This window comes from Syntrophobacter fumaroxidans MPOB, assembly GCF_000014965.1.
Taxonomy (GTDB): domain Bacteria; phylum Desulfobacterota; class Syntrophobacteria; order Syntrophobacterales; family Syntrophobacteraceae; genus Syntrophobacter; species Syntrophobacter fumaroxidans.
On the sequence record NC_008554.1, the window covers coordinates 3,679,255 to 3,697,883 of the forward strand.

The following is an 18,629-nucleotide window of genomic DNA, read 5'->3' on the forward strand; positions in this document are numbered from 1 at the left end:
AACGCCTTCCGGAATGCTCCAGGCGCTTATGTTGATACAAGTGGAACGCGATCCAGGCGCTCAAATCTTTCACAATCGCTTTCAACGATCAATCGGCTTTCCGAATGAGGTTCTGAAATGCTTTTTCCAATATATTCACATCGAATGCTCCGAAATCAATATCGGAATGCCGCCGTGAACAGCCTGATGTCATGATGTTCCTATAGGCAAAGGATAGACGACAGATGACTTGAAGGGTCTTGATGCAAAAGGGAAAAAGGTTGAGTCTTCCATACGTCAGGCTTTTTCGTACTGCGACGGAATTCTTATGAGGGAACAGGAAAAAGAATGAGGAAAAAGTTCCTCGGGCACCTTCCGGGCCGTCAAAAGCAATCGGACATTGCACGCGGCTGTGGTATGATGGCAAAAAACCGGCAGGTCCGGATATCCCGGGCGAAGCCAATTTAGACGGGGGAGAAAAGAAATGAGGCTTCCAACGGCCGTTATCGGTATCATGGTGCTTTGCGGACTTACGCTGGCCGGACCGGCATGGGCATCCGGACCGGTGCCTCGCACCCTTACGGGCTGCGTCATTGGCGGGACGCTCTATTCGATTCACCGGGGGTCCGCGGACCCCGCCGGGAAAAAGCAGGTCACCGTCTACCGGATCAATGTCCAGAAACTGAACCTTGCGCCTTACGAGGGAAAGAAAATCCGGGTCCGGGGCGAGCTTCTGCCCCGCGATCGGTTCTACGCCGATCCCTCATCGGTGAGGGTCCTGGGGCCTTGTGACAATGCCTCCCGAAGGGCGATATCCCAACGCTGAAAACAAGCGACGGGGAGGGCGAATGCCGACGGCGGTGCGTTTCACGGCGTCGGCGAAAACGATACCGGCCGCTTCCGATTTGGATACAGGGTGCCGCGGGAATGTGACGATTCTGAACGGTCCGGAGTGCGTTTCATCGGAGCGCGTTCCGGGCCGGGGATTACGGGAATGACCCAGGAAGGCGACGTGGTGCTGGTTTACATGGACGATACGCCGGCGTTCTTCGCGCGGGTGGAATCGATTTCCCCGGACGTGAAGCCGGACTGGTTCCATGCGAAGCTGTTGGTGCTGCAGGTTCCGCTGTTCGTGGTGACCTGGATATTGCGGCGCGGTTACATCGACGGCGTGGAATTCACCATGGGCGGGAGGCCTATGAGGCTGGAAAAGGTTGTCGCCCCGGATGCGGAAGTAATCACGGACGGCTCGTCACCCGGGGAGGAGGAATCCGGGGAAGCGGCCCGCAAAGACCCCGGGGCGGCCGGCGGGTCGGCGGCAAAAGTGGTGTCCATATTGGAACGGCGCAGGAGGGATCACTCCTCCTGATCCCGAAGCCACCAGTGGTCGTGTCCCTTGAACCACCAGTCTGCCGAGTCGGTGCGCAGGATTTCGGCGCCCAGTCGCTTGCCGATGTCCGTCTTCAGCCGTTTGAGCGCGAAGTGAATCCACTGGCGCGCGTAGGTGTTGCCGAGGTCGTGCTGTTCCTTGAGCTCCAGGATGAGGTCCAACTGATCGGCATCATGCACCAGCTTCGACGCCTCCGTCTCCTCGTCGCGATATTCCTTCAGCAGCTCCCGGTATTCGGACCCGAACGGCAAAGTCGAGGCAAGATCGTTGACGGCTGAGGTCTCATCGGGAACGACATACTGCTTGTTGACATAGTTGAGGTCGCCCGTCCGGGCCTCGGGGACGTCGTGAAAGAGGCACAGAAGGACGACCTTGTACCGGTCGGGATGATCGGTGAGCGTGGCGAGGGTGTAGCCGATCATGGCCACCCGGTATGAATGCTCCGCAACGGATTCCTTGCCGGAACCGAGAAACTGGAACCCTGAACGGGGGGTTTTCTTGAGCATTCCCAGCTCGAAGAAGAAATGAACGATGTCCTTGTGATTCAATGTGCGTGTTTCCTTTCCAATCGGTCGATGGATGCGCGGTTTTGGCCGCCTGCCCTCCGGGGCTGCTCTGTGCGGGAATCAGACTAGTCGAACCGGTTTCCGCGGGCAAACCAATTCGACAAGGGCGCCTCGAAATTTCATCGTTTTAGCTTTTCATCGGGTTTCGGTTACTATATACTATATACTATATAGCTCGTTTAATCGCATGTACCTTGATTAAGGTGTCGGATCGAGGAGGTTTCGGGACGGATGAAACACACCCTTTCGGTTCTCGTGGAAAACAGTCCCGGTGTCCTGACCCGGGTCGCCGGCTTGTTTGCCCGGCGGGGATTCAACATCGACAGCCTGGCGGTCGGCCGTACCGAGCGAAACGATGTGTCCAGGATGACCATCGTGGTCGAGGGCGATCACCATTACATCGAGCAGGTCACCAAGCAGCTCCATAAGCTGATCGACGTCATCAAGATCAGCGACATCACCACCGATGAATACGTCGATCGGGAACTGGTGATGGTCAAGGTGGCGGCCGAGCCCAGCCAGCGGGTGGAAATCATGCACATCGCCGGTATCTTCCGGGCGCGGGTGGTCGATCTGGCCCGCAAGACCATAACGTTCGAGTGTACCGGGACCGAGGGGAAGATCAATGCCTTCGAGGAGTCCTTGCGCCCGTACGGGATCAAGGAACTGGTTCGGACCGGGAAGGTTGCCATGTTGCGCGGCGCAAGGTTCGTCAGCGTGGACGGCGGATCGAAGGAGATAGAGTCTTAGGGCCGGCTGCGGAAGGGCTGGTGCGGCCCCGGTCCGCACATGGGAGGTATGGTTTTGGAGATCACCGTTGCAGAAGCGTTGATAAAGTGCCTCGAAAAGGAAAACGTGGAGGTGGTGTTCGGCTATCCGGGAGGGGCGATCCTGCCGGTCTACGATGCTTTGTACCATTCTTCGCGTATCAGGCACGTGCTGGTGAGGCACGAGCAGGGAGCGGTGCACGCCGCTGACGGATACGCAAGGGTCACCGGCCGGGTGGGGGTTTGCGTGGCCACCTCGGGGCCGGGGGCCACCAACCTGGTCACCGGGATTGCCAACGCGTACATGGATTCCATACCCCTTGTGGTTTTCACCGGCCAGGTTCCCACCAGTCAAATCGGCACGGACGCCTTTCAGGAGGTGGACATATTCGGCATCACCATGCCGGTCACCAAGCACAACTACCTGGTAAAGGATCCCCAGAGGCTGCCGGCCATCGTGAAGAACGCTTTCCATATCGCCTCCACGGGACGTCCGGGTCCGGTGCTGGTCGATTTGCCCAAAGACGTGGCGCAGAGCGTGATTTCGTTCAAGTACCCGGGCACGGTGCGGCTGCGCGGGTACAAGCCGACGTACCGCGGGCACCCCGCGAAGATCGGTGAGATCGCGGAACTGATCCGCAAATCCAAACGACCGGTGATTTACGCCGGGGGTGGGATCGTCACCTCGGATGCGGCCGGGGAGCTGCTCCAGCTGGCGGAGACCATTTCCGCTCCGGTGACCAACACTTTCATGGGACTGGCCGGTTTTCCCGGGGACCACCCGCTCTTTCTCGGAATGCTCGGCTTGCACGGGACGCGTTACGCGAATCTGGCCATCACCGAATGCGACCTGCTGATCGGCCTCGGAGCGCGGTTTGACGACCGCGTCACCATGAACATCAATGCCTTCGCCCCTCAGGCTACGGTCATTCACATCGACATCGACCCTGCCGAGATCGGCAAGATCGTCAACGTGCACGTGCCCCTGGTGGGAGACGTGAAGACGGTGCTCCAGTCGCTTTTGCCGCAGCTGGAAAAGACGGATCGCTCGGCCTGGCTGGCCCGCATACGGGAGCTCAAGGAGCAGCATCCCCTTTCGTACAGCCGGGAAGGCGGCCTGAAACCCCAGTTCATCATCGAACAGCTGTGGGCCTGCACGCGGGGGAACGCTATTGTGGCCACGGACGTCGGCCAGCACCAGATGTGGGTGGCTCAGTACTACCGTTTCAAGTCCCCCCGCACGCTGATTTCCTCGGGGGGACTGGGGTGCATGGGGTTCGGCCTTCCCGCGGCCATCGGCGCGAGCATTGGTCGGCCGAACGCGAAGGTTGTGCTGGTGACCGGCGACGGCAGTATCCAGATGACCATGCAGGAGTTGGGCACCATGATCGAACAGGGTGTGCCGGCCAAGATCATCATCCTGAACAACCATGCCCTCGGCATGGTGCGGCAGTTGCAAGAGTTTTACTGCGAAGGCCGTTACATGTCGGTCAATTTCCGGTTCCACCCGGATTTTGAAACGTTGGCCAAAGCCTATGGAATTCCCGGGCACACGCTGCGAACGGAAGAGGAGGTGACTTCCCGGCTTCCGGGGATAATTGAGGCCCCCGGAGCGGCCATTGTCAACTGCCTGGTCGCAGCCGAAGAAAACGTATCGCCCATGGTACTTGCCGGAAAAGGGATCCACGAGGCGATCGACTGCTCCTGATCGAAGGAGGATTTTCAGCCCGAGGAAGGGGACCGGAAAGCTCGAACGGCCTGTCCGGGCCGGAATTGCAGCGAGTGACTTTCCACGCGGTTTTGCGGTTCGATCGGAGAGACGAAGGGGGCCAGCGGTTTTGGGGTCCATTCGAACCCCGTCGTTCTCCTCCAATCTCCAAGCCAGCGCTCACGGACTTCCTCCCGTTCATTGCCTCTCCCCAGGTACGGGTATGAGATCGTCGCCGGTTCACAGTCCGCAGCGACTGAAAGCCGCGGACCCGGACGCGGCCCGGAATCATCGTCCGTTCGAAGAGTACGGACCGTTGACAGGGTGTGACATGTCACGTACAATCACCCGTCTATCTCATGAAAATTGCTTCGATTTAGTTGTGTCGATGCGTCGCCGCCCGAGATGGAGCGGGGCAGTCGATCAGCTCTTGATTTTCGGAGTCAATCCATCATTATAAGGACCTTTATGAAAATGCGGGGAGCTCAGATATTTTTCGAGTGCTTGAAGAAGGAAGGGGTCGAGGTCATCTTCGGTTTCCCCGGCGGGGCAGTGCTCGACATATACCACGAGATGCCAAAGCACAATATTCGGCACATCCTGGTGCGCCACGAACAGGGTGCCGCTCACATGGCCGACGGTTACGCCAGGGCGAGCGGACGCGTCGGTGTGTGCCTGGTTACCTCCGGCCCGGGCGCCACCAACACGGTCACCGGCGTCGCCACCGCGTACATGGATTCCGTCCCCATGGTGGTCTTTACCGGGCAGGTGCCGACGCCGCTTATCGGCGACGATGCCTTCCAGGAAGTGGACATCATCGGCATTACACGTCCGTGCACGAAGCACAGCTACCTCGTGCGCAACGTCAACGACATGTCCCGGGTGATTCGCGAGGCGTTTTACCTGGCGCGCACGGGGCGGCCCGGTCCGGTTGTGGTCGACCTGCCCAAGGACGTGATCCAGGCCTCCACCGACTTCAAGTATCCCAAGAAGGTGGACCTTCCCGGCTACCGTCCCACGGTCGAAGCCCATTCCGGGCAGGTAAAGCGGGCGTACGAGGTTTTGAGGAAGGCCAAATCGCCGCTCATCTTCGCGGGAGGCGGTATCATCATTTCGGATTCATCGCAGGAGTTGATCAGGATAGCCGACCTGATCCAGGCCCCGGTGACCTGCTCGCTCATGGGCCTTGGCTGTTTTCCGGCCGGGATTGCCGACGCCAAAGGCCGGCGGCGGCCCAATCCGCTCTGGCTGGGTATGGTGGGGATGCACGGCACCTACCAGGCGAACATGGCGATATCCCAGGCCGATGTGATCTTCGGCGTCGGCGTGCGCTTCGACGACCGTGTCACCGGCAAGATCAGCGAGTTTGCGCCGAAGGCCAAAATCATACACATTGACGTCGACCCGTCGAGCATCAGCAAGAACGTGGTGGTTGACGTTCCCATTGTGGGCGACTGCAAGAATGCGCTCCAGCAGTTGATCCGGTTGTTCGAAGGCGAACCCCTGGAAGGTGTTTCCGACGTGCGACGCCCTTGGTTCGATCAGATCAACGCATGGAAAAAAGGACATCCGCTCACTTATGTTCAGGGAAACGAGCTCATAAAGCCCCAATACGTCATTGAAAAAATCTGGGAGCTCACCGGCGGCGATGCCATCATCACGACGGAAGTGGGCCAGCACCAGATGTGGACCGCCCAGTTCTTCGAATTCGACCGCCCGCGCTCCCTGCTGACCTCCGGAGGCCTGGGAACGATGGGCTACGGGTTTCCGGCCGCCATCGGCGCGCAGATGGCCTTCCCCGACAGGCTCGTCATCGACATTGCGGGAGACGGGAGCATCCAGATGAACATCCAGGAGCTTTGTACGGCCGTCTGCAATGACATCCCGGTGAAAGTGGCGATCCTCAACAATCTCTACCTGGGATTGCCCCGCCAATGGCAGGAGCTTTTCTACGAGAAGAACTACACGGGGTCCTGCATGGAAGGCTCTCCGGATTTCGTGAAGCTCGCCGAGGCCTACGGAGCGATTGGGCTGAGGGCCAATAAGCCCGAAGAAGTCGAGCCGGTTCTGCGGGAAGCTTTCAAGATCAGAAAGCCTGTACTGATGGACTTCCTCGTGTCGCGGGAAGAAGGCGTTTACCCCATAGTCCCGCCCGGAAAGAGCATAACCGAGATGCTTCTGGCGTAGCTTCCCACGGCTCGACGAAAGCATCAGGAGGGAATCAAGTGATAATCAGCGAAAAGCAGAGGTACACCATAGGCATACTGGTGCAGAACGTACCGGGAGTTCTGGCTCGGGTGGTGGGATTGTTCAGCGGCAGGGGCTACAACATCGAGACCGTTACCGCGGCCGAAACCCATGAACCCGGCCTTACCCGCATCACCCTGGTGACGACCGGGGACGAGCGCGTACTGTCTCAGATCGTCAAGCAGTTGAACAAGCTGATCAACGTCATCAAGGTGTATGATTTCTCGGAAACGGAGTTCGTCGATCGTGAGATGGCGATTATCAAGGTGCGGGCGGAACCGCCGACCAGGGCCGAAGTCCTGCGCATCGTGGATATTTTTCGGGCCAAGGTGGTTGACGTCAGTCCTCACTTCTATACGCTTGAGGTTACCGGCAACGAGAGCAAGATCCAGGCGATCATGGAACTGCTCGGCCAGATCGGTATAGTGGAAGTGGCCCGCACCGGGAAAGCGGCGCTGGCCCGAAGCAAGAAACATTGACCCTGCAACTGAGGAAGCTCACGGCTCACTGTGCCGAGGCCTGCTTCGGGGCGGTCCGGCCCGCCGAGCGAGAGGGGGCCGGGCGTCGCGCGCCGGGAGCCGTGAATCACAAAACCAAGGAGTGTCGGTATGCGGATTTATTACGAGGCGGATGCGGATCTGAATGTACTTCGTGGGAAGAAGGTCGCCGTGGTCGGCTACGGCAGCCAGGGACATGCCCAGGCGCAGAACCTGCGCGACAGCGGTGTCGAGGTCGTGGTGAGCGACCGGGCGGGCAGTGAGAATTTCGAAAAGGCGAAGGAAGACGGTTTCTCCCCCGTTTCGGCCAAGGAAGCTGCGGCAGCCTGCGAAATCGTGCAGATCCTCACCGAGGATCACGTTCAGGCGCAGTTGTACCGGCAGGAAGTGGGGCCCGCCATGAAAGCAGGGGAAACGCTTCTTTTTTCGCACGGTTTCAACATCCATTACGGTCAGATCGTTCCGCCCAAGGATATCAACGTGGTCATGGTGGCTCCCAAGGGACCCGGCCACCTGGTGCGCAGCGAATACGTGCGGGGAGCCGGGGTTCCCGCCCTGGTGGCGGTTCAGCAGGACGCCTCGGGCAATGCACTGCAGATCGCGCTCGCTTATGCCAAGGGCATCGGCGCCACTCGCGCGGGTGTCCTGGAGACCACGTTCAAAGAAGAAACCGAAACCGACCTGTTCGGGGAGCAGGCCGTGCTGTGTGGCGGCGTGTCCGAGCTCATCAAGGCGGGATTCGACACTCTGGTGGAAGCCGGGTACCAGCCCGAAATCGCTTTTTTCGAGTGCATGCACGAGCTGAAGCTGATCGTGGATTTGATCTACCGGGGCGGTCTGGCCTACATGCGCTATTCGGTCAGCGATACCGCCGAATACGGGGATCTCAGCCGCGGCAAGCGGATCATCACCGCGGAGACGCGCGCCGAAATGAAGCGGATCCTCGAAGAAGTCCAGTCAGGGGATTTCGCCCGTGAATGGATTCTGGAGAATATGGCGGGAAGGCCCATGTTTCGGACCACTCGCGAGCGTGAGAAGAAACTCCTGGTGGAGGATGTCGGGGCGAAGCTGCGTTCCATGATGCCGTTCCTCGATGCCGTGAAGATGATTTGATCGACGACCGGAAGCCGCTCCCTCCCATGGATGGATCATGTGCGGGGGAGCGGCTTTTGCCGTTGACCTGAGGAGCCCCGGGGGCCGTATCGACCATTGCGGGCCTGCCGGAGAGGGGTGGAATACTCACTTGGATCGCACGGACTTTCGACAGAAATCGGCACACATTCCGGTGGCGCGGGAAGGGGTTCCGTTCATTGTTGCGGGGATGTTCGTCACCTTTGTTGCCGCGATTTTGGGATGTTCGTTCCTTGCCTGGGTTCTGACGGCGGTGACTTTACTCGTTGGGCATTTTTTCCGCGATCCCGAGCGGGTGGCCATGGCGGGCGATCGAGAACTGGTCTCCTGCGCCGACGGGAAGGTGATCGCCATCGACAGGGTAGAGTCGGCGCGGTTCATCCCGGGACCGCGTCTGCGGATCAGCATTTTCATGTCCGTGTTCGATGTTCATGTGAATCGCATTCCCTGTTCGGGGATCGTTCGGGGTGTGTGCTATCAGAAAGGACGCTTTCTTGCGGCGAATCGAGCCGCAGCCGGCCGGGAGAACGAACAGAACTGGCTCTGGATTCGGACCGATGAGGGAGCCGACATCGTTCTGACGCAGGTCGCCGGGCTCATTGCCCGCCGGATCGTGTGCTGGCCGGGCGCCGACGACAAGGTGGTCAGGGGGGAGCGTTTCGGGATGATTCGCTTCGGGTCGCGCATGGATGTCTACGTTCCGGAAGACAGTGAGTTCCTGGTGTCTCGCGGGCAGCACGTCTACGGGGGAGAAACCGCCTTATGTCGCCTGAAATAAAGAGGCGGCGCCCGAGGAAGCGCAAGTGGCGCCGATTCAGGGAAGGTGAAGTGGCCAGGGGCACTTATATCGTGCCGAATCTCTTCACCACGGCCAACCTGTTCAGCGGCTTTTTCGGCATCGTGAGCGCCATCGACGCACACTTCGACAGGGCCGCCATAGCGATTCTGGTTTCGTGCGTGTTCGACATCCTGGACGGAAAGGTGGCCCGGTTCACGCGGGCAACCAGCCGTTTCGGCGTCGAATACGATTCTCTTGCGGATCTGGTGGCCTTCGGCGTGACCCCGGCCCTGTTGATGTACCTGTGGGCCCTTCGGCCTTTCGGACGACTCGGCTGGCTGGCCGCCTTTGTTTTCGTGGCCTGCGGAGCCCTGCGGCTGGCCAGATTCAACGTGCAGACGGAAACCGCGAGCAAGAAATACTTCGTGGGTTTGCCGATTCCCGGTGCGGCGAGCGTCGTGGCGACCACCCTGCTGTTCATCGAGGTGCTGGAGATCACGCTGCCGCCGTCCGGAGGGGTCCTCCTGCTCGTGGCCACGTACATCCTCGGTTTCCTGATGGTCAGCACGGTCCCCTACAACAGCTTCAAAGATTTTGAAATCGTCAAGGCCAAACCCATCACGGTTCTGTTCGTGGCTGTTCTCGGGCTGACGATCGTGGCCGTCAACCCCGGCCTGATGCTCTTCCTGATGCTTATGGTCTACCTCGTATCGGGACCGGTCCGCTATGTCATATGGCGTCTCAAGGGAAAACCCGGTACGCCGGTGGTCGAGCCGCCCAAGTCGGTGGAGGCCGCGGAGGAGGGCCCCGGGCAACCGGCGCCCGCCGAAGAACAGTCTCAAACCTGACCGACGGTCAACCGGCTGATTGTGGTGGAGCGGGTGCAGGGACGGTTCGAGCGACGCCGAGCCCGGGGTTTTCCTGCGCCGGAACCGGCTGATTGCCGGGGTTCGCCGTGCCGGTCCCGTCCTGTGGCTGTGACCGCCTCGGATTACCCGGGGAATGCATGAAAAGTGCGTCTGCGGGTGGAGTATTCGGCTGAAAGCCGATCAACAACATGGGCTCGAGAACCTTGACTTGCCCGCGCCTGCGAGGTGCCGGACATTTTCCCGGGGGATCGAGCAAGAGGTGAAGAGAACCATGCCCATGACCATCAGTGAAAAAATCCTGGCCAGGCACTCGGGCAAATCGACGGTCCTTCCCGACGACCTGATCGAAGCCGGCATCGATTTCGCTCTGGGAAACGATATCACCGCGCCGCTGGCGATCGAGGCGTTTCGCAAGGTTGGGGCCTCGCGCGTTTTCGACCCGGAGCGTATTGCCCTCGTTCCCGACCACTTTGCGCCCAACAAGGACATCGCCTCGGCCATGCAGTGCAAGATCCTGCGGGACTTTGCACGGGAATGGAACCTCACGCACTACTTCGAAGTGGGCCGGATGGGGGTTGAACACGCGCTGCTTCCGGAACAGGGGCTGGTGCTTCCGGGTGACGTCGTCATCGGTGCGGACAGTCACACCTGCACCTATGGCGCACTGGGCGCGTTCGCCACGGGAGTGGGCAGCACGGATCTCGCGGCGGCGATGATCACGGGACGGGTCTGGTTCAAGGTGCCCTTTTCCATGAAGTTCGTGTACCGGGGCAAGCTCGGGCCGTGGGTGGGGGGAAAGGATCTCATCCTGTACACCATCGGACAGATCGGAGTGGACGGGGCCCGCTATCGAGCCATGGAGTTCACGGGGGAGGTCATCGACCGGCTTCCGATGTCGGACCGCTTCTCCATGTGCAACATGGCCATCGAAGCGGGCGCCAAGGCGGGCATCATAGCCCCCGATCCCGTCACCGAGGAATATGTGAAGGGGCGGGCCAAAAGATCCTATGAATTCTATCGGAGCGATCCCGATGCGGCCTTCGAATCCGTCCATGAATGGGACGTTTCCGCGTTCGAGCCCATGGTAGCGCTCCCGCACTCGCCCGCCAACGTTCGTCCGGTTTCCCGGATCCCGCGGACGGTCATCGATCAGGTGGTGATCGGTTCCTGCACCAACGGGCGCTACGAGGATCTCGAAACGGCCGCCGCAATCCTCAAGGGCAGGAAGGTCGCCCCCGGGGTACGCTGCATGATTATTCCGGCAACCCGGGAGATCTACCGGCAGGCCCTGAGAAACGGGTTGCTCGAGACTTTCGTGGACGCGGAAGCCGCGGTGAGCACCCCCACCTGCGGCCCCTGTCTCGGCGGTCACATGGGAATCCTGGCCGCCGGCGAAAAGGCCGTGGCGACCACGAACCGCAATTTCCTGGGTCGCATGGGCCACGCCGAAAGCGAAATCTATCTGAGCAATCCGGCGGTGGCGGCGGCTTCGGCCGTTGCGGGACGAATCGTCCATCCGGATGAACTGTAGTATGTTCGTTCCGAAGGCAACCATGGCGATGCAGATGAGGTCCATTCGATGAAACTAAAAGGAAAAGCATGGAGATTCGGGGATGACGTGGACACGGATGCCATCATTCCCGCTCGGTACCTGATTTCTTCCGATCCCAAGTTCCTTGCCGGGCACTGCATGGAAGACGCCGATCCCGAATTTGTGAAGAAGGCGAAGGCGGGCGACATCATCGTCGCGGGGAAGAACTTCGGGTGTGGTTCCTCCAGGGAGCACGCACCGGTTTCGATCAAGGCCGCGGGGCTGAGCTGCGTCATCGCGCACAGTTTTGCGCGGATTTTCTACCGCAACGCCTTCAACATGGGGCTGTTGATCCTGGAATCCCCCGATGCGGCAGCGGCGGTCAGGACAGGCGATGAACTGGAAGTGGATGTGGACCGGGGAATCATTCTCAACCTCACCACCGGGGAGCAATACCATACGCACCCCGTGCCCCCTTTCATGCAGGAGCTTCTCCGGGTGGGCGGGTTGATGCCCTATGTTCGGGAACAGCTCTCCGGGGAATAGTCCCGATTTTTGACCGACACGACATTACACGAACGGAAGGCGGGTTATGGCACAAGGAAAAGCATATCGCATTGCGGTGATTCCCGGAGACGGCACAGGGCCGGAAGTGGTCCGGGAAGGGCTCAAGGCGCTCGACGCGGTCGCCGCCGTGAAGGGCTTCAAGGTGGAGAAGGTGCATTACGACCTGGGCGGCGAGAGGTACCTGAAGACCGGGGATATCCTCCCGCAGGGAGTTCTCGATGAATTGCGGACTTTCGACGCCATTCTGCTCGGCGCGATAGGACATCCCGACGTCAAGCCGGGAATCCTGGAAAAAGGGCTTCTGCTGGAGCTGCGGTTCCAACTGGACCAGTACATCAACCTGCGTCCGGTCATCCTGTATCCCGGGGTGGAGACTCCCCTCAAGGACAAGAGGCCCGAGGACATCGACTTCGTCGTTGTGCGCGAGAACACCGAAGGGCTGTACGCCGGTTCGGGCGGTTTTCTACGCAAGGGGACGCCTCACGAGGTGGCGATCCAGGAATCGATCAACACGCGCGTGGGCGTCGAGCGTTGCATCCGCTTCGCGTTTGACTTCTGCCGCCGGAGGAACGCCGGGAAAAAGTTGACCTTGTGCGGCAAGACGAACGTCCTGACCTATGCCTTCGACCTCTGGCAGCGCGTGTTCAACGAAGTGGCGGGGGAATACCCGGATATCGGGACCGACTACGCCCATGTGGATGCGACGTGCATGTGGATGGTGAAAAACCCCGAGTGGTTTGACGTCATCGTGACGGACAACATGTTCGGGGACATCATCACCGACCTCGGGGCCATGATCCAGGGCGGGATGGGAATTGCCGCGGGCGGCAACATCAATCCTTCGGGCGTGTCCATGTTCGAGCCCATCGGCGGGTCCGCGCCCAAATACACCGGGCAAAACGTCATCAATCCCCTGGCGGCCGTCGCCGCGGTGCAAATGATGTTGGACCATCTGGAAGAGCGCCCTGCCGCGGCGCTGATCGAGAAGGCCATCAAGAAGGTGGTGGCGCGGGACATCAAGAGCCTGTCGGCGGGGCGGATGGGGCGCTCCACCAGCGAAGTGGGCGACCTCGTGGCGGAGTACATCGCCGGGGCATGAACCCGCGGCAGTCGGCAACGGATCAACCCTGTGCCCCCTGTGTTGAGGGGAACGGGAACGGACAGAAAGGCAACGGGAAAAATGGCGGAAAAATCCTTTCGAGTTGCAGTGGTGGGCGCCACCGGCGCGGTTGGAAACCTGATGATCCAGGTCCTGGAGGAGCGCTCCTTTCCGGTAGGTGAGCTCAAGCTGCTCGCGTCGGCGCGGTCCATCGGAAAGAGCCTGCCTTACAAGGGCCGAATGCTGCCGGTCGAGGAGCTCACCGAGAAGTCGTTCCGGGGGGTTCAACTGGCCTTGTTTTCGGCGGGTTCGGGCGTGAGCAGGAAGTTCGCCCCCATCGCTGCGGAAGCGGGTTGCGTGGTGGTTGACAATTCCAGCGCATTCCGCATGGATCCCCGGATTCCGCTGGTGGTCCCGGAGGTCAACGCTCATGCCCTGGGCGACCATCCGACGATCATTGCCAATCCCAACTGTTCGACCATCCAGATGGTCGTTGCGCTGAAACCCATTCAGGATGCGGTCGGGATCAGGCGCATCGTCGTGACCACGTTCCAGGCCGTTTCGGGCACCGGAAAGCGGGCCATCGAAGAGTTGCGCAGGCAGGTGGCGGACCTGAGCGAGGGCAGGGAAGTCACCAGGGAGGTCTACCCCCACCAGATCGCTTTCAACTGTTTCCCGCACATAGGGGCCTTTCTCGACAACGGGTTCACCGAAGAAGAGATGAAAATGGTCAACGAGACGCGCAAGATCTTCGAAGACCCCGAAATTCAGGTCTGTGCGACGACGGTGAGAGTGCCGGTGTACTTCGGTCATTCCGAATCCGTCAATATCGAGACGAGGGCCCCGATTTCGGCGGAGCGCGTCCGGGAAATCCTGTCCGGGGCTCCCGGCGTAATCGTCGTGGACGACCCGGGGCAGCACCGGTACCCGGTCCCGCTGCAGGCGGCCGGCACGGACGACACCCTGGTGGGCAGAATCCGAATGGATCCATCGGTGGAAAACGGGCTGGCCATGTGGGTGGTGGCGGACAATATCCGCAAGGGAGCCGCAAGCAATGCCGTCCAGATTGCCGAAATACTCGCGGCGCGGAACCTGATCTGACGACCATGCGGATCGTGGCCGGCCAATTCGGCGGCCGGCGCCTGCGTTCGCCCGGGGACGCGCGTATCCGGCCGACCATCGACAGAGTGCGCGAAGCGGTCTTCAGTATCATAGCGCCTCATGTTCCCGGCGCGCGAGTGCTCGACCTGTTTGCCGGAACCGGAGCTTTCGGCCTGGAGGCGTTGAGCCGAGGGGCTTCACGGGCCGTTTTTGTGGATCAAAGCCGGGATGCCGTGCGCATCATCGAGGAAAACATCGCCAGATGCGGCGTTCAGGACCGTGCGCGGGTCATTCTTGCCCCGGTTCGGAAAGCGCTCCTGCGGCTTGCCGAAGAAGGCGGGAGCTTCGATCTGGTGTTCATGGATCCCCCTTACGGAAAGGGCTGCCTCGAAGCAAGCCTTCCGCGTCTCGGCAAAGTGACCCATTCCGATACACTGGTGATCGGCGAGCACCATGCGAAGGACGTTCTTCCGACGACCCCTCAGGAGGGCTGGGTGAAAACCGAGGAACGCAGGTATGGCGACACGCGGATTTCATTCTTTGTGAGAGATGTTCCCCGTTGAAGCGGCAGGCGAACCCAAGGCGACGATTTCAAAGGAGTCGGCAATGAAAAAAGTGGCGGTCTATCCCGGTTCGTTCGATCCCATCACCAACGGCCACCTGGATCTCATCGAGCGTGGTCTGAAGATTTTCGACAGTATTGTCATCGCGGTGGCGGCCAACCCCGGGAAGAAGCCGCTCTTCACCTTCGAGGAGAGGCTGGAGATGATCAATGCCAGCATCGAAGGGCATCCCATGCAAAGCCGGATCCAGGTCGGGTCGTTCAACGGGTTGCTGGTCGATTACGTGTCGTCCATCAAGGCCAACACCATTCTCAGGGGGCTGAGGGCCATCAGCGACTTTGAGTATGAATTCCAGATGGCGTTGATGAACCGCAAGTTGAGCACGGAGATCGAGACCCTGTATCTCATGACCGGCATGCGGTGGATATACATCAGTTCCCGCATCATCAAGGAAGTGGTGATGTCCGGGGGCTGTGTGACGGGGCTGGTGTCTCCGGCCGTGGAAAAACGATTGGCGGAGCGGCTGAAGGAACCGAACCGGTCGCTTTGAGCCCTGTCCCGTTTACAGGCGCAACCGGTCGGCGATTCCCAACACGGCCTCGCAGTACGGGCGGCTGTGGTTGTAAGCGTAAATCACGCGCTCCTTCTCCGCTTCGGTCCGGGCCTCCGTCCAGCCGTGCCCGCGCAGGTAGTTGGCCACGCTGAAGATGGCGTCCTGAGCGGTGAACAGGTCGACGACGCCGTCCTGATCGCCGTCCATGCCGTATCGCACGAGACTCGAAGGCAGGAATTGCGCCCAGCCGATCGCCCCCATCACGGAGCCTCGGTAAGCTTGTACGTCCATGCCGTTGGAGTCGGCCCACCGCAACAACGAGCTCAGTTCCTGGTAGGCCCACTTGGAACGGTCCATCATCTTGCGGTCGAAGGCGTCCCTGTTCCATCGCTTGCGGTCCCTGACCGTCAGCATGGACCAGATCTTGTCCCGGTTCTCCCTTTGGTCCATGACGGCGAACGTGGAAAAAACGGCCAGTGTCGGCGTCTGACCGGTGTAGCTGCCGAACCGGGTTTCCACCAGCAGGATGGCCGCGATCACCCGCCGGTCCACCCCGGACGCGCTTTCGGCCCTGGCGAACGTGGCGGCGTGACGATCGAGAAACTGCTGCGCCTTGGCGATGGAGGCTGGAGTCAGGAACTGCGCGTAACTGCGCTTGCCTTCCCGGATTCGAAAAGTGAGCGCCACGATCTTGTACTGCGGAGGCGGAGGGGGCTGAAAGGCGAGCGACACCACGTTCGGGCGCAGGCCGTCCTGGATGAGCCTCTGCTTGAGGGGGGCATAGATGTCGTAGGCCGCGGCCGGGCCGGGCAAAGCCGCGCAAAGGCACGTCACGATGGCGAGCAGGCAAACGATCGGGGTACACACGGTCCTGTGCGGGAGCGGTTGGTTCAAGACGTCTCCTTTCGATGTCGGCTTCATGCCGCGGTGCGAACAACCGGCGGTCGTTCCAGGCGTCGGTCGAGGGTCTCCACCTGCTTGACTTCCGAACACCCCGCTTCGCCCGAAGTGATGGATCACCGCAACGGCAAACCCGATTCGGCATCACCCGGAGTCGCCGGTTGCGGCTGTTTTTGCTTGAGGTTTTTCAGACCATTTATTATACGTAAGCACTCTTTGCATTGCAACGAAACAGAAAAACATTCCTTTGCCGTTACAATCTGCCGATGCTGATCACTCCTGCTGAAGAATGTTCGGCAGGAGTTTTTTTTCGAGGCGATCCATGAACGCTAAGCCCGAAGCGATTCCCACAGCCGAGAGCCGACCGCGGCAAATCGGAGAATTCCAGCAACTGCGGTCGCGGCTGCTGGAATGCATTGCCGACGTCCTGGCCCTGGAGAGGTCGTGTACCCAGCCCTGCGCGGAACTGAGGGAGAAGGTGGAAACGAACACCTTCAACCTGGTGGTCGTCGGTCAGTTCAAGAGAGGCAAGACCTATCTCATCAATGCCCTGATGGGTGCCGATCTGCTTCCGGTTTCGGTGGTTCCCCTCACTTCCATCGTCACCGTGCTGTCCTACGGGGAAGAGCTCCGCGTGAAGGTGTTTTATAACGACGGGCAGGTGCGGGAGGCCGATCCGCTCACCCTTTCCGAATACGTTACTGAAGCGGGCAATCCCAACAACATGAAGAACGTCAAGGAGGTGATCATCACTTACCCGTCGCCGTATCTGAAGGACGGTGTACGGTTGATCGACACCCCGGGCGTGGGGTCGGTGTATGTCCACAATACGGATGTGGCCTATCGCTACCTGCCCAAGTCCGACGCCGCCCTTTTCCTGCTCTCGGTCGACCAGCCCGTGAGCAAGGCCGAGCTGGAATTTCTGGCCGACGTGCGGCAGTATTCGGGAAGGATATTCTTCCTTTTGAACAAGATCGACCACCTCACGGAGGATGAAATCGAGAAGTCGATTGTCTTTTCCAGGGGAGCCCTGGAGGAGGTTCTGGGCGGCGGGGTGCGGGTTTATCCGGTTTCGGCGAAACTGGCCCTCCAGGGCAAGCTGGAAGGGACGGCACAGACGCTGAAGGCGAGCAGGATCGAGGCGTTCGCGGAGGTGCTGAACGAATTCCTGCTGCGCGAAAAGGGGAAGGTGCTTCTGCTCTCCGTCGCCAACAGCCTGGCGAGGACGATCGCCCGTTGCCGCCTCGAGATCGAGCTCGAGCTGCAGTCCATTCTGACCCCGCTCGAGGAACTTCAGGGCAAGATCGCCCGCTTCGATGCCAAGAAAGAGGAAATCATCCGCGACAAGCAGGATTTCGATGTGCTCCTCGACGGCGAGGTCGACCGGCTCATTCGAAAAAAACTCGACGAAGACCTTGCCGTTTTGAAAAAAGATCTTATTCCGCAGATGGAGGAAGGATTCGACCGCTTTCACGAAGAACACCGGGAACTGTCTCTCAAGGAACTGAGCGAAGCTCTGGAAAAATACGTCACGGAGGGGATCGAACGGGCTTTCCTCGAGTGGTGCGAGGTCGAGGAGGAGACGCTTGCGAAGGAATTCGAGTCGATCTGTTCGAGATTCGTGACCAGGGCGAACGAGACGGTGGATGAACTGATGAAGTTCTCCTCGCAGCTGTTTGCCATACCCTTCAGCGCATCGGCCCCGGAGCCGGCCTGGGCCGGCGAATCCGGATTCTATCTGAAGTTCAGGAGCGAAGCGGTGGGGCTCGACTTGCTGACCGATTCGCTCACCCAGGTGGCCCCGGGATACATCAGCGACAAATTCAAAAAGCTCAAGACATTCCTCTACGACTTTGCGAATCGTCTGATCGTGAGCAAGCGACGCCGTCACATGCTCGAGACGATCGAAATGCAGAGCGGGCGTTTGAGGTTCGATTTTCTGAGCCGAATCGACCGCGGCAGGCGCAGGTTCAGGTCGGAGATGATGAAACGGATCGATGCCACGATGGAGGGGATCGGGGCGGCCATTGCGCTGGGGATGGACCTGAAGTCCAGGGGAGAAAAGGAGGTGGAGGCCCTGAATGCCGCGCACGGCGCCGAGCTTGCGCGCCTGGAGGGAACCGGGCGGCGGCTGGCGGAGATCATCCGCCAATGCGAAGCCATGTGAGCGGCTGGGGGATGAAGAATTTTCGTTCGAAGGCGGAGGGCCGTGCGCGGTCGCCGCGTTTCGTCCGCCGAGTTGCCGGGTTGAGGATCATGCTGTTTTTCCTTGAGCTTTTATGCTTGACAAAGCAGGTGCTGCTAAAGTAGTTTTGTCGCGCATTTGGGGAGGGAATATCTTCGAGACCCCGTCTTGTTACTAAGCTCGGAACCCGCGAGAGAG

At 60.1% G+C, this 18,629-nt stretch carries 18 protein-coding genes; 16 read left to right on the forward strand and 2 right to left on the reverse strand.

Annotated features, from left to right (window positions below):
- Positions 1-463 precede the first annotated feature (463 nt).
- Positions 464-805, forward strand: a complete 342-nt coding sequence (locus SFUM_RS15435; RefSeq protein ID WP_011699815.1) for a hypothetical protein — start codon at positions 464-466, stop codon at positions 803-805.
- Positions 806-973: 168 nt separating this feature from the next.
- Positions 974-1,348 (forward strand): hypothetical protein, encoded by a 375-nt coding sequence (locus SFUM_RS15440; RefSeq protein WP_011699816.1) that lies wholly within the window; start codon positions 974-976, stop codon positions 1,346-1,348.
- Here SFUM_RS15440 and SFUM_RS15445 read toward each other — a convergent pair.
- The gene (locus SFUM_RS15445; RefSeq protein WP_011699817.1) at positions 1,336-1,917 is read right to left on the reverse strand and encodes an HD domain-containing protein; all 582 of its coding nucleotides are present in this window, start codon (positions 1,915-1,917) and stop codon (positions 1,336-1,338) included. The two genes, SFUM_RS15440 and SFUM_RS15445, sit on opposite strands and share 13 nt — an antisense overlap.
- Before the next feature lie 249 nt (positions 1,918-2,166).
- On the opposite strand from SFUM_RS15445, the gene ilvN (SFUM_RS15450) reads away from it, so the two are divergent.
- The 13 genes from ilvN (SFUM_RS15450) to coaD all read left to right on the forward strand — a co-directional run bounded on the left by ilvN (SFUM_RS15450) (position 2,167) and on the right by coaD (position 15,343).
- Positions 2,167-2,685 carry an acetolactate synthase small subunit gene (gene ilvN, locus SFUM_RS15450; RefSeq protein ID WP_011699818.1) on the forward strand — a complete coding sequence of 173 codons (519 nt, stop codon included), beginning with the start codon at positions 2,167-2,169 and terminating at the stop codon, positions 2,683-2,685.
- Between the two features lie 39 nt (positions 2,686-2,724).
- Positions 2,725-4,410 (forward strand): biosynthetic-type acetolactate synthase large subunit, encoded by a 1,686-nt coding sequence (gene ilvB, locus SFUM_RS15455; protein ID WP_011699852.1) that lies wholly within the window; start codon positions 2,725-2,727, stop codon positions 4,408-4,410.
- A gap of 468 nt (positions 4,411-4,878) precedes the next feature.
- Positions 4,879-6,597, forward strand: coding sequence for a biosynthetic-type acetolactate synthase large subunit (gene ilvB / locus SFUM_RS15460; protein ID WP_011699820.1), 1,719 nt, complete (start codon positions 4,879-4,881; stop codon positions 6,595-6,597).
- Between the two features lie 38 nt (positions 6,598-6,635).
- A complete protein-coding gene (gene ilvN, locus SFUM_RS15465; protein WP_011699821.1) occupies positions 6,636-7,136 on the forward strand; it encodes an acetolactate synthase small subunit in 501 nt (166 codons plus the stop codon).
- Positions 7,137-7,265: 129 nt separating this feature from the next.
- Positions 7,266-8,267 (forward strand): ketol-acid reductoisomerase, encoded by a 1,002-nt coding sequence (ilvC, locus tag SFUM_RS15470; RefSeq protein ID WP_011699822.1) that lies wholly within the window; start codon positions 7,266-7,268, stop codon positions 8,265-8,267.
- A gap of 130 nt (positions 8,268-8,397) precedes the next feature.
- Entirely contained in the window at positions 8,398-9,063 is a 666-nt protein-coding gene (locus tag SFUM_RS15475; RefSeq protein ID WP_011699823.1) for a phosphatidylserine decarboxylase family protein, read from the forward strand.
- Positions 9,048-9,911 (forward strand): CDP-diacylglycerol--serine O-phosphatidyltransferase, encoded by an 864-nt coding sequence (gene pssA, locus SFUM_RS15480; RefSeq protein ID WP_011699824.1) that lies wholly within the window; start codon positions 9,048-9,050, stop codon positions 9,909-9,911. Before SFUM_RS15475 ends, pssA begins: the two co-directional genes overlap by 16 nt.
- 292 nt (positions 9,912-10,203) lie before the next feature.
- The gene (gene leuC, locus SFUM_RS15485) at positions 10,204-11,463 is read left to right on the forward strand and encodes a 3-isopropylmalate dehydratase large subunit (RefSeq protein WP_011699825.1); all 1,260 of its coding nucleotides are present in this window, start codon (positions 10,204-10,206) and stop codon (positions 11,461-11,463) included.
- Between the two features lie 48 nt (positions 11,464-11,511).
- Positions 11,512-12,009 carry a 3-isopropylmalate dehydratase small subunit gene (locus SFUM_RS15490; protein ID WP_011699826.1) on the forward strand — a complete coding sequence of 166 codons (498 nt, stop codon included), beginning with the start codon at positions 11,512-11,514 and terminating at the stop codon, positions 12,007-12,009.
- A gap of 46 nt (positions 12,010-12,055) precedes the next feature.
- Positions 12,056-13,129, forward strand: coding sequence for a 3-isopropylmalate dehydrogenase (locus tag SFUM_RS15495; RefSeq protein ID WP_011699827.1), 1,074 nt, complete (start codon positions 12,056-12,058; stop codon positions 13,127-13,129).
- Between the two features lie 81 nt (positions 13,130-13,210).
- Positions 13,211-14,230 (forward strand): aspartate-semialdehyde dehydrogenase, encoded by a 1,020-nt coding sequence (locus SFUM_RS15500; protein WP_011699828.1) that lies wholly within the window; start codon positions 13,211-13,213, stop codon positions 14,228-14,230.
- A 5-nt stretch (positions 14,231-14,235) separates the two neighbouring features.
- Positions 14,236-14,793, forward strand: coding sequence for a 16S rRNA (guanine(966)-N(2))-methyltransferase RsmD (gene rsmD, locus SFUM_RS15505; protein WP_011699829.1), 558 nt, complete (start codon positions 14,236-14,238; stop codon positions 14,791-14,793).
- 43 nt (positions 14,794-14,836) lie between these two features.
- Complete coding sequence (coaD, locus tag SFUM_RS15510) at positions 14,837-15,343, forward strand: pantetheine-phosphate adenylyltransferase (RefSeq protein WP_011699830.1); 507 nt, start codon at positions 14,837-14,839, stop codon at positions 15,341-15,343.
- 12 nt (positions 15,344-15,355) lie between these two features.
- Here the strand turns inward: coaD and SFUM_RS15515 are convergent, their stop codons facing one another.
- The gene (locus SFUM_RS15515) at positions 15,356-16,240 is read right to left on the reverse strand and encodes a lytic murein transglycosylase (RefSeq protein ID WP_049766389.1); all 885 of its coding nucleotides are present in this window, start codon (positions 16,238-16,240) and stop codon (positions 15,356-15,358) included.
- A gap of 328 nt (positions 16,241-16,568) precedes the next feature.
- Here SFUM_RS15515 and SFUM_RS15520 point away from each other — a divergent pair, with 328 nt between their 5' ends.
- Positions 16,569-18,413 (forward strand): dynamin family protein, encoded by a 1,845-nt coding sequence (locus SFUM_RS15520; RefSeq protein WP_011699832.1) that lies wholly within the window; start codon positions 16,569-16,571, stop codon positions 18,411-18,413.
- Positions 18,414-18,629: the final 216 nt, after the last annotated feature.

Coding starts and splice junctions, on each gene's coding strand:
- SFUM_RS15500 (WP_011699828.1), top strand. CDS start 13,211: ATGGCGGAAAAATCCTTTCGAGTTGCAGTGGTGGGCGCCACCGGCGCG.
- SFUM_RS15440 (WP_011699816.1), top strand. CDS start 974: ATGACCCAGGAAGGCGACGTGGTGCTGGTTTACATGGACGATACGCCG.
- ilvB (WP_011699852.1), top strand. CDS start 2,725: ATGGGAGGTATGGTTTTGGAGATCACCGTTGCAGAAGCGTTGATAAAG.
- ilvB (WP_011699820.1), top strand. CDS start 4,879: ATGAAAATGCGGGGAGCTCAGATATTTTTCGAGTGCTTGAAGAAGGAA.
- pssA (WP_011699824.1), top strand. CDS start 9,048: ATGTCGCCTGAAATAAAGAGGCGGCGCCCGAGGAAGCGCAAGTGGCGC.
- ilvC (WP_011699822.1), top strand. CDS start 7,266: ATGCGGATTTATTACGAGGCGGATGCGGATCTGAATGTACTTCGTGGG.
- SFUM_RS15495 (WP_011699827.1), top strand. CDS start 12,056: ATGGCACAAGGAAAAGCATATCGCATTGCGGTGATTCCCGGAGACGGC.
- coaD (WP_011699830.1), top strand. CDS start 14,837: ATGAAAAAAGTGGCGGTCTATCCCGGTTCGTTCGATCCCATCACCAAC.
- rsmD (WP_011699829.1), top strand. CDS start 14,236: ATGCGGATCGTGGCCGGCCAATTCGGCGGCCGGCGCCTGCGTTCGCCC.
- SFUM_RS15520 (WP_011699832.1), top strand. CDS start 16,569: ATGAACGCTAAGCCCGAAGCGATTCCCACAGCCGAGAGCCGACCGCGG.
- leuC (WP_011699825.1), top strand. CDS start 10,204: ATGCCCATGACCATCAGTGAAAAAATCCTGGCCAGGCACTCGGGCAAA.
- ilvN (WP_011699818.1), top strand. CDS start 2,167: ATGAAACACACCCTTTCGGTTCTCGTGGAAAACAGTCCCGGTGTCCTG.
- SFUM_RS15435 (WP_011699815.1), top strand. CDS start 464: ATGAGGCTTCCAACGGCCGTTATCGGTATCATGGTGCTTTGCGGACTT.
- SFUM_RS15490 (WP_011699826.1), top strand. CDS start 11,512: ATGAAACTAAAAGGAAAAGCATGGAGATTCGGGGATGACGTGGACACG.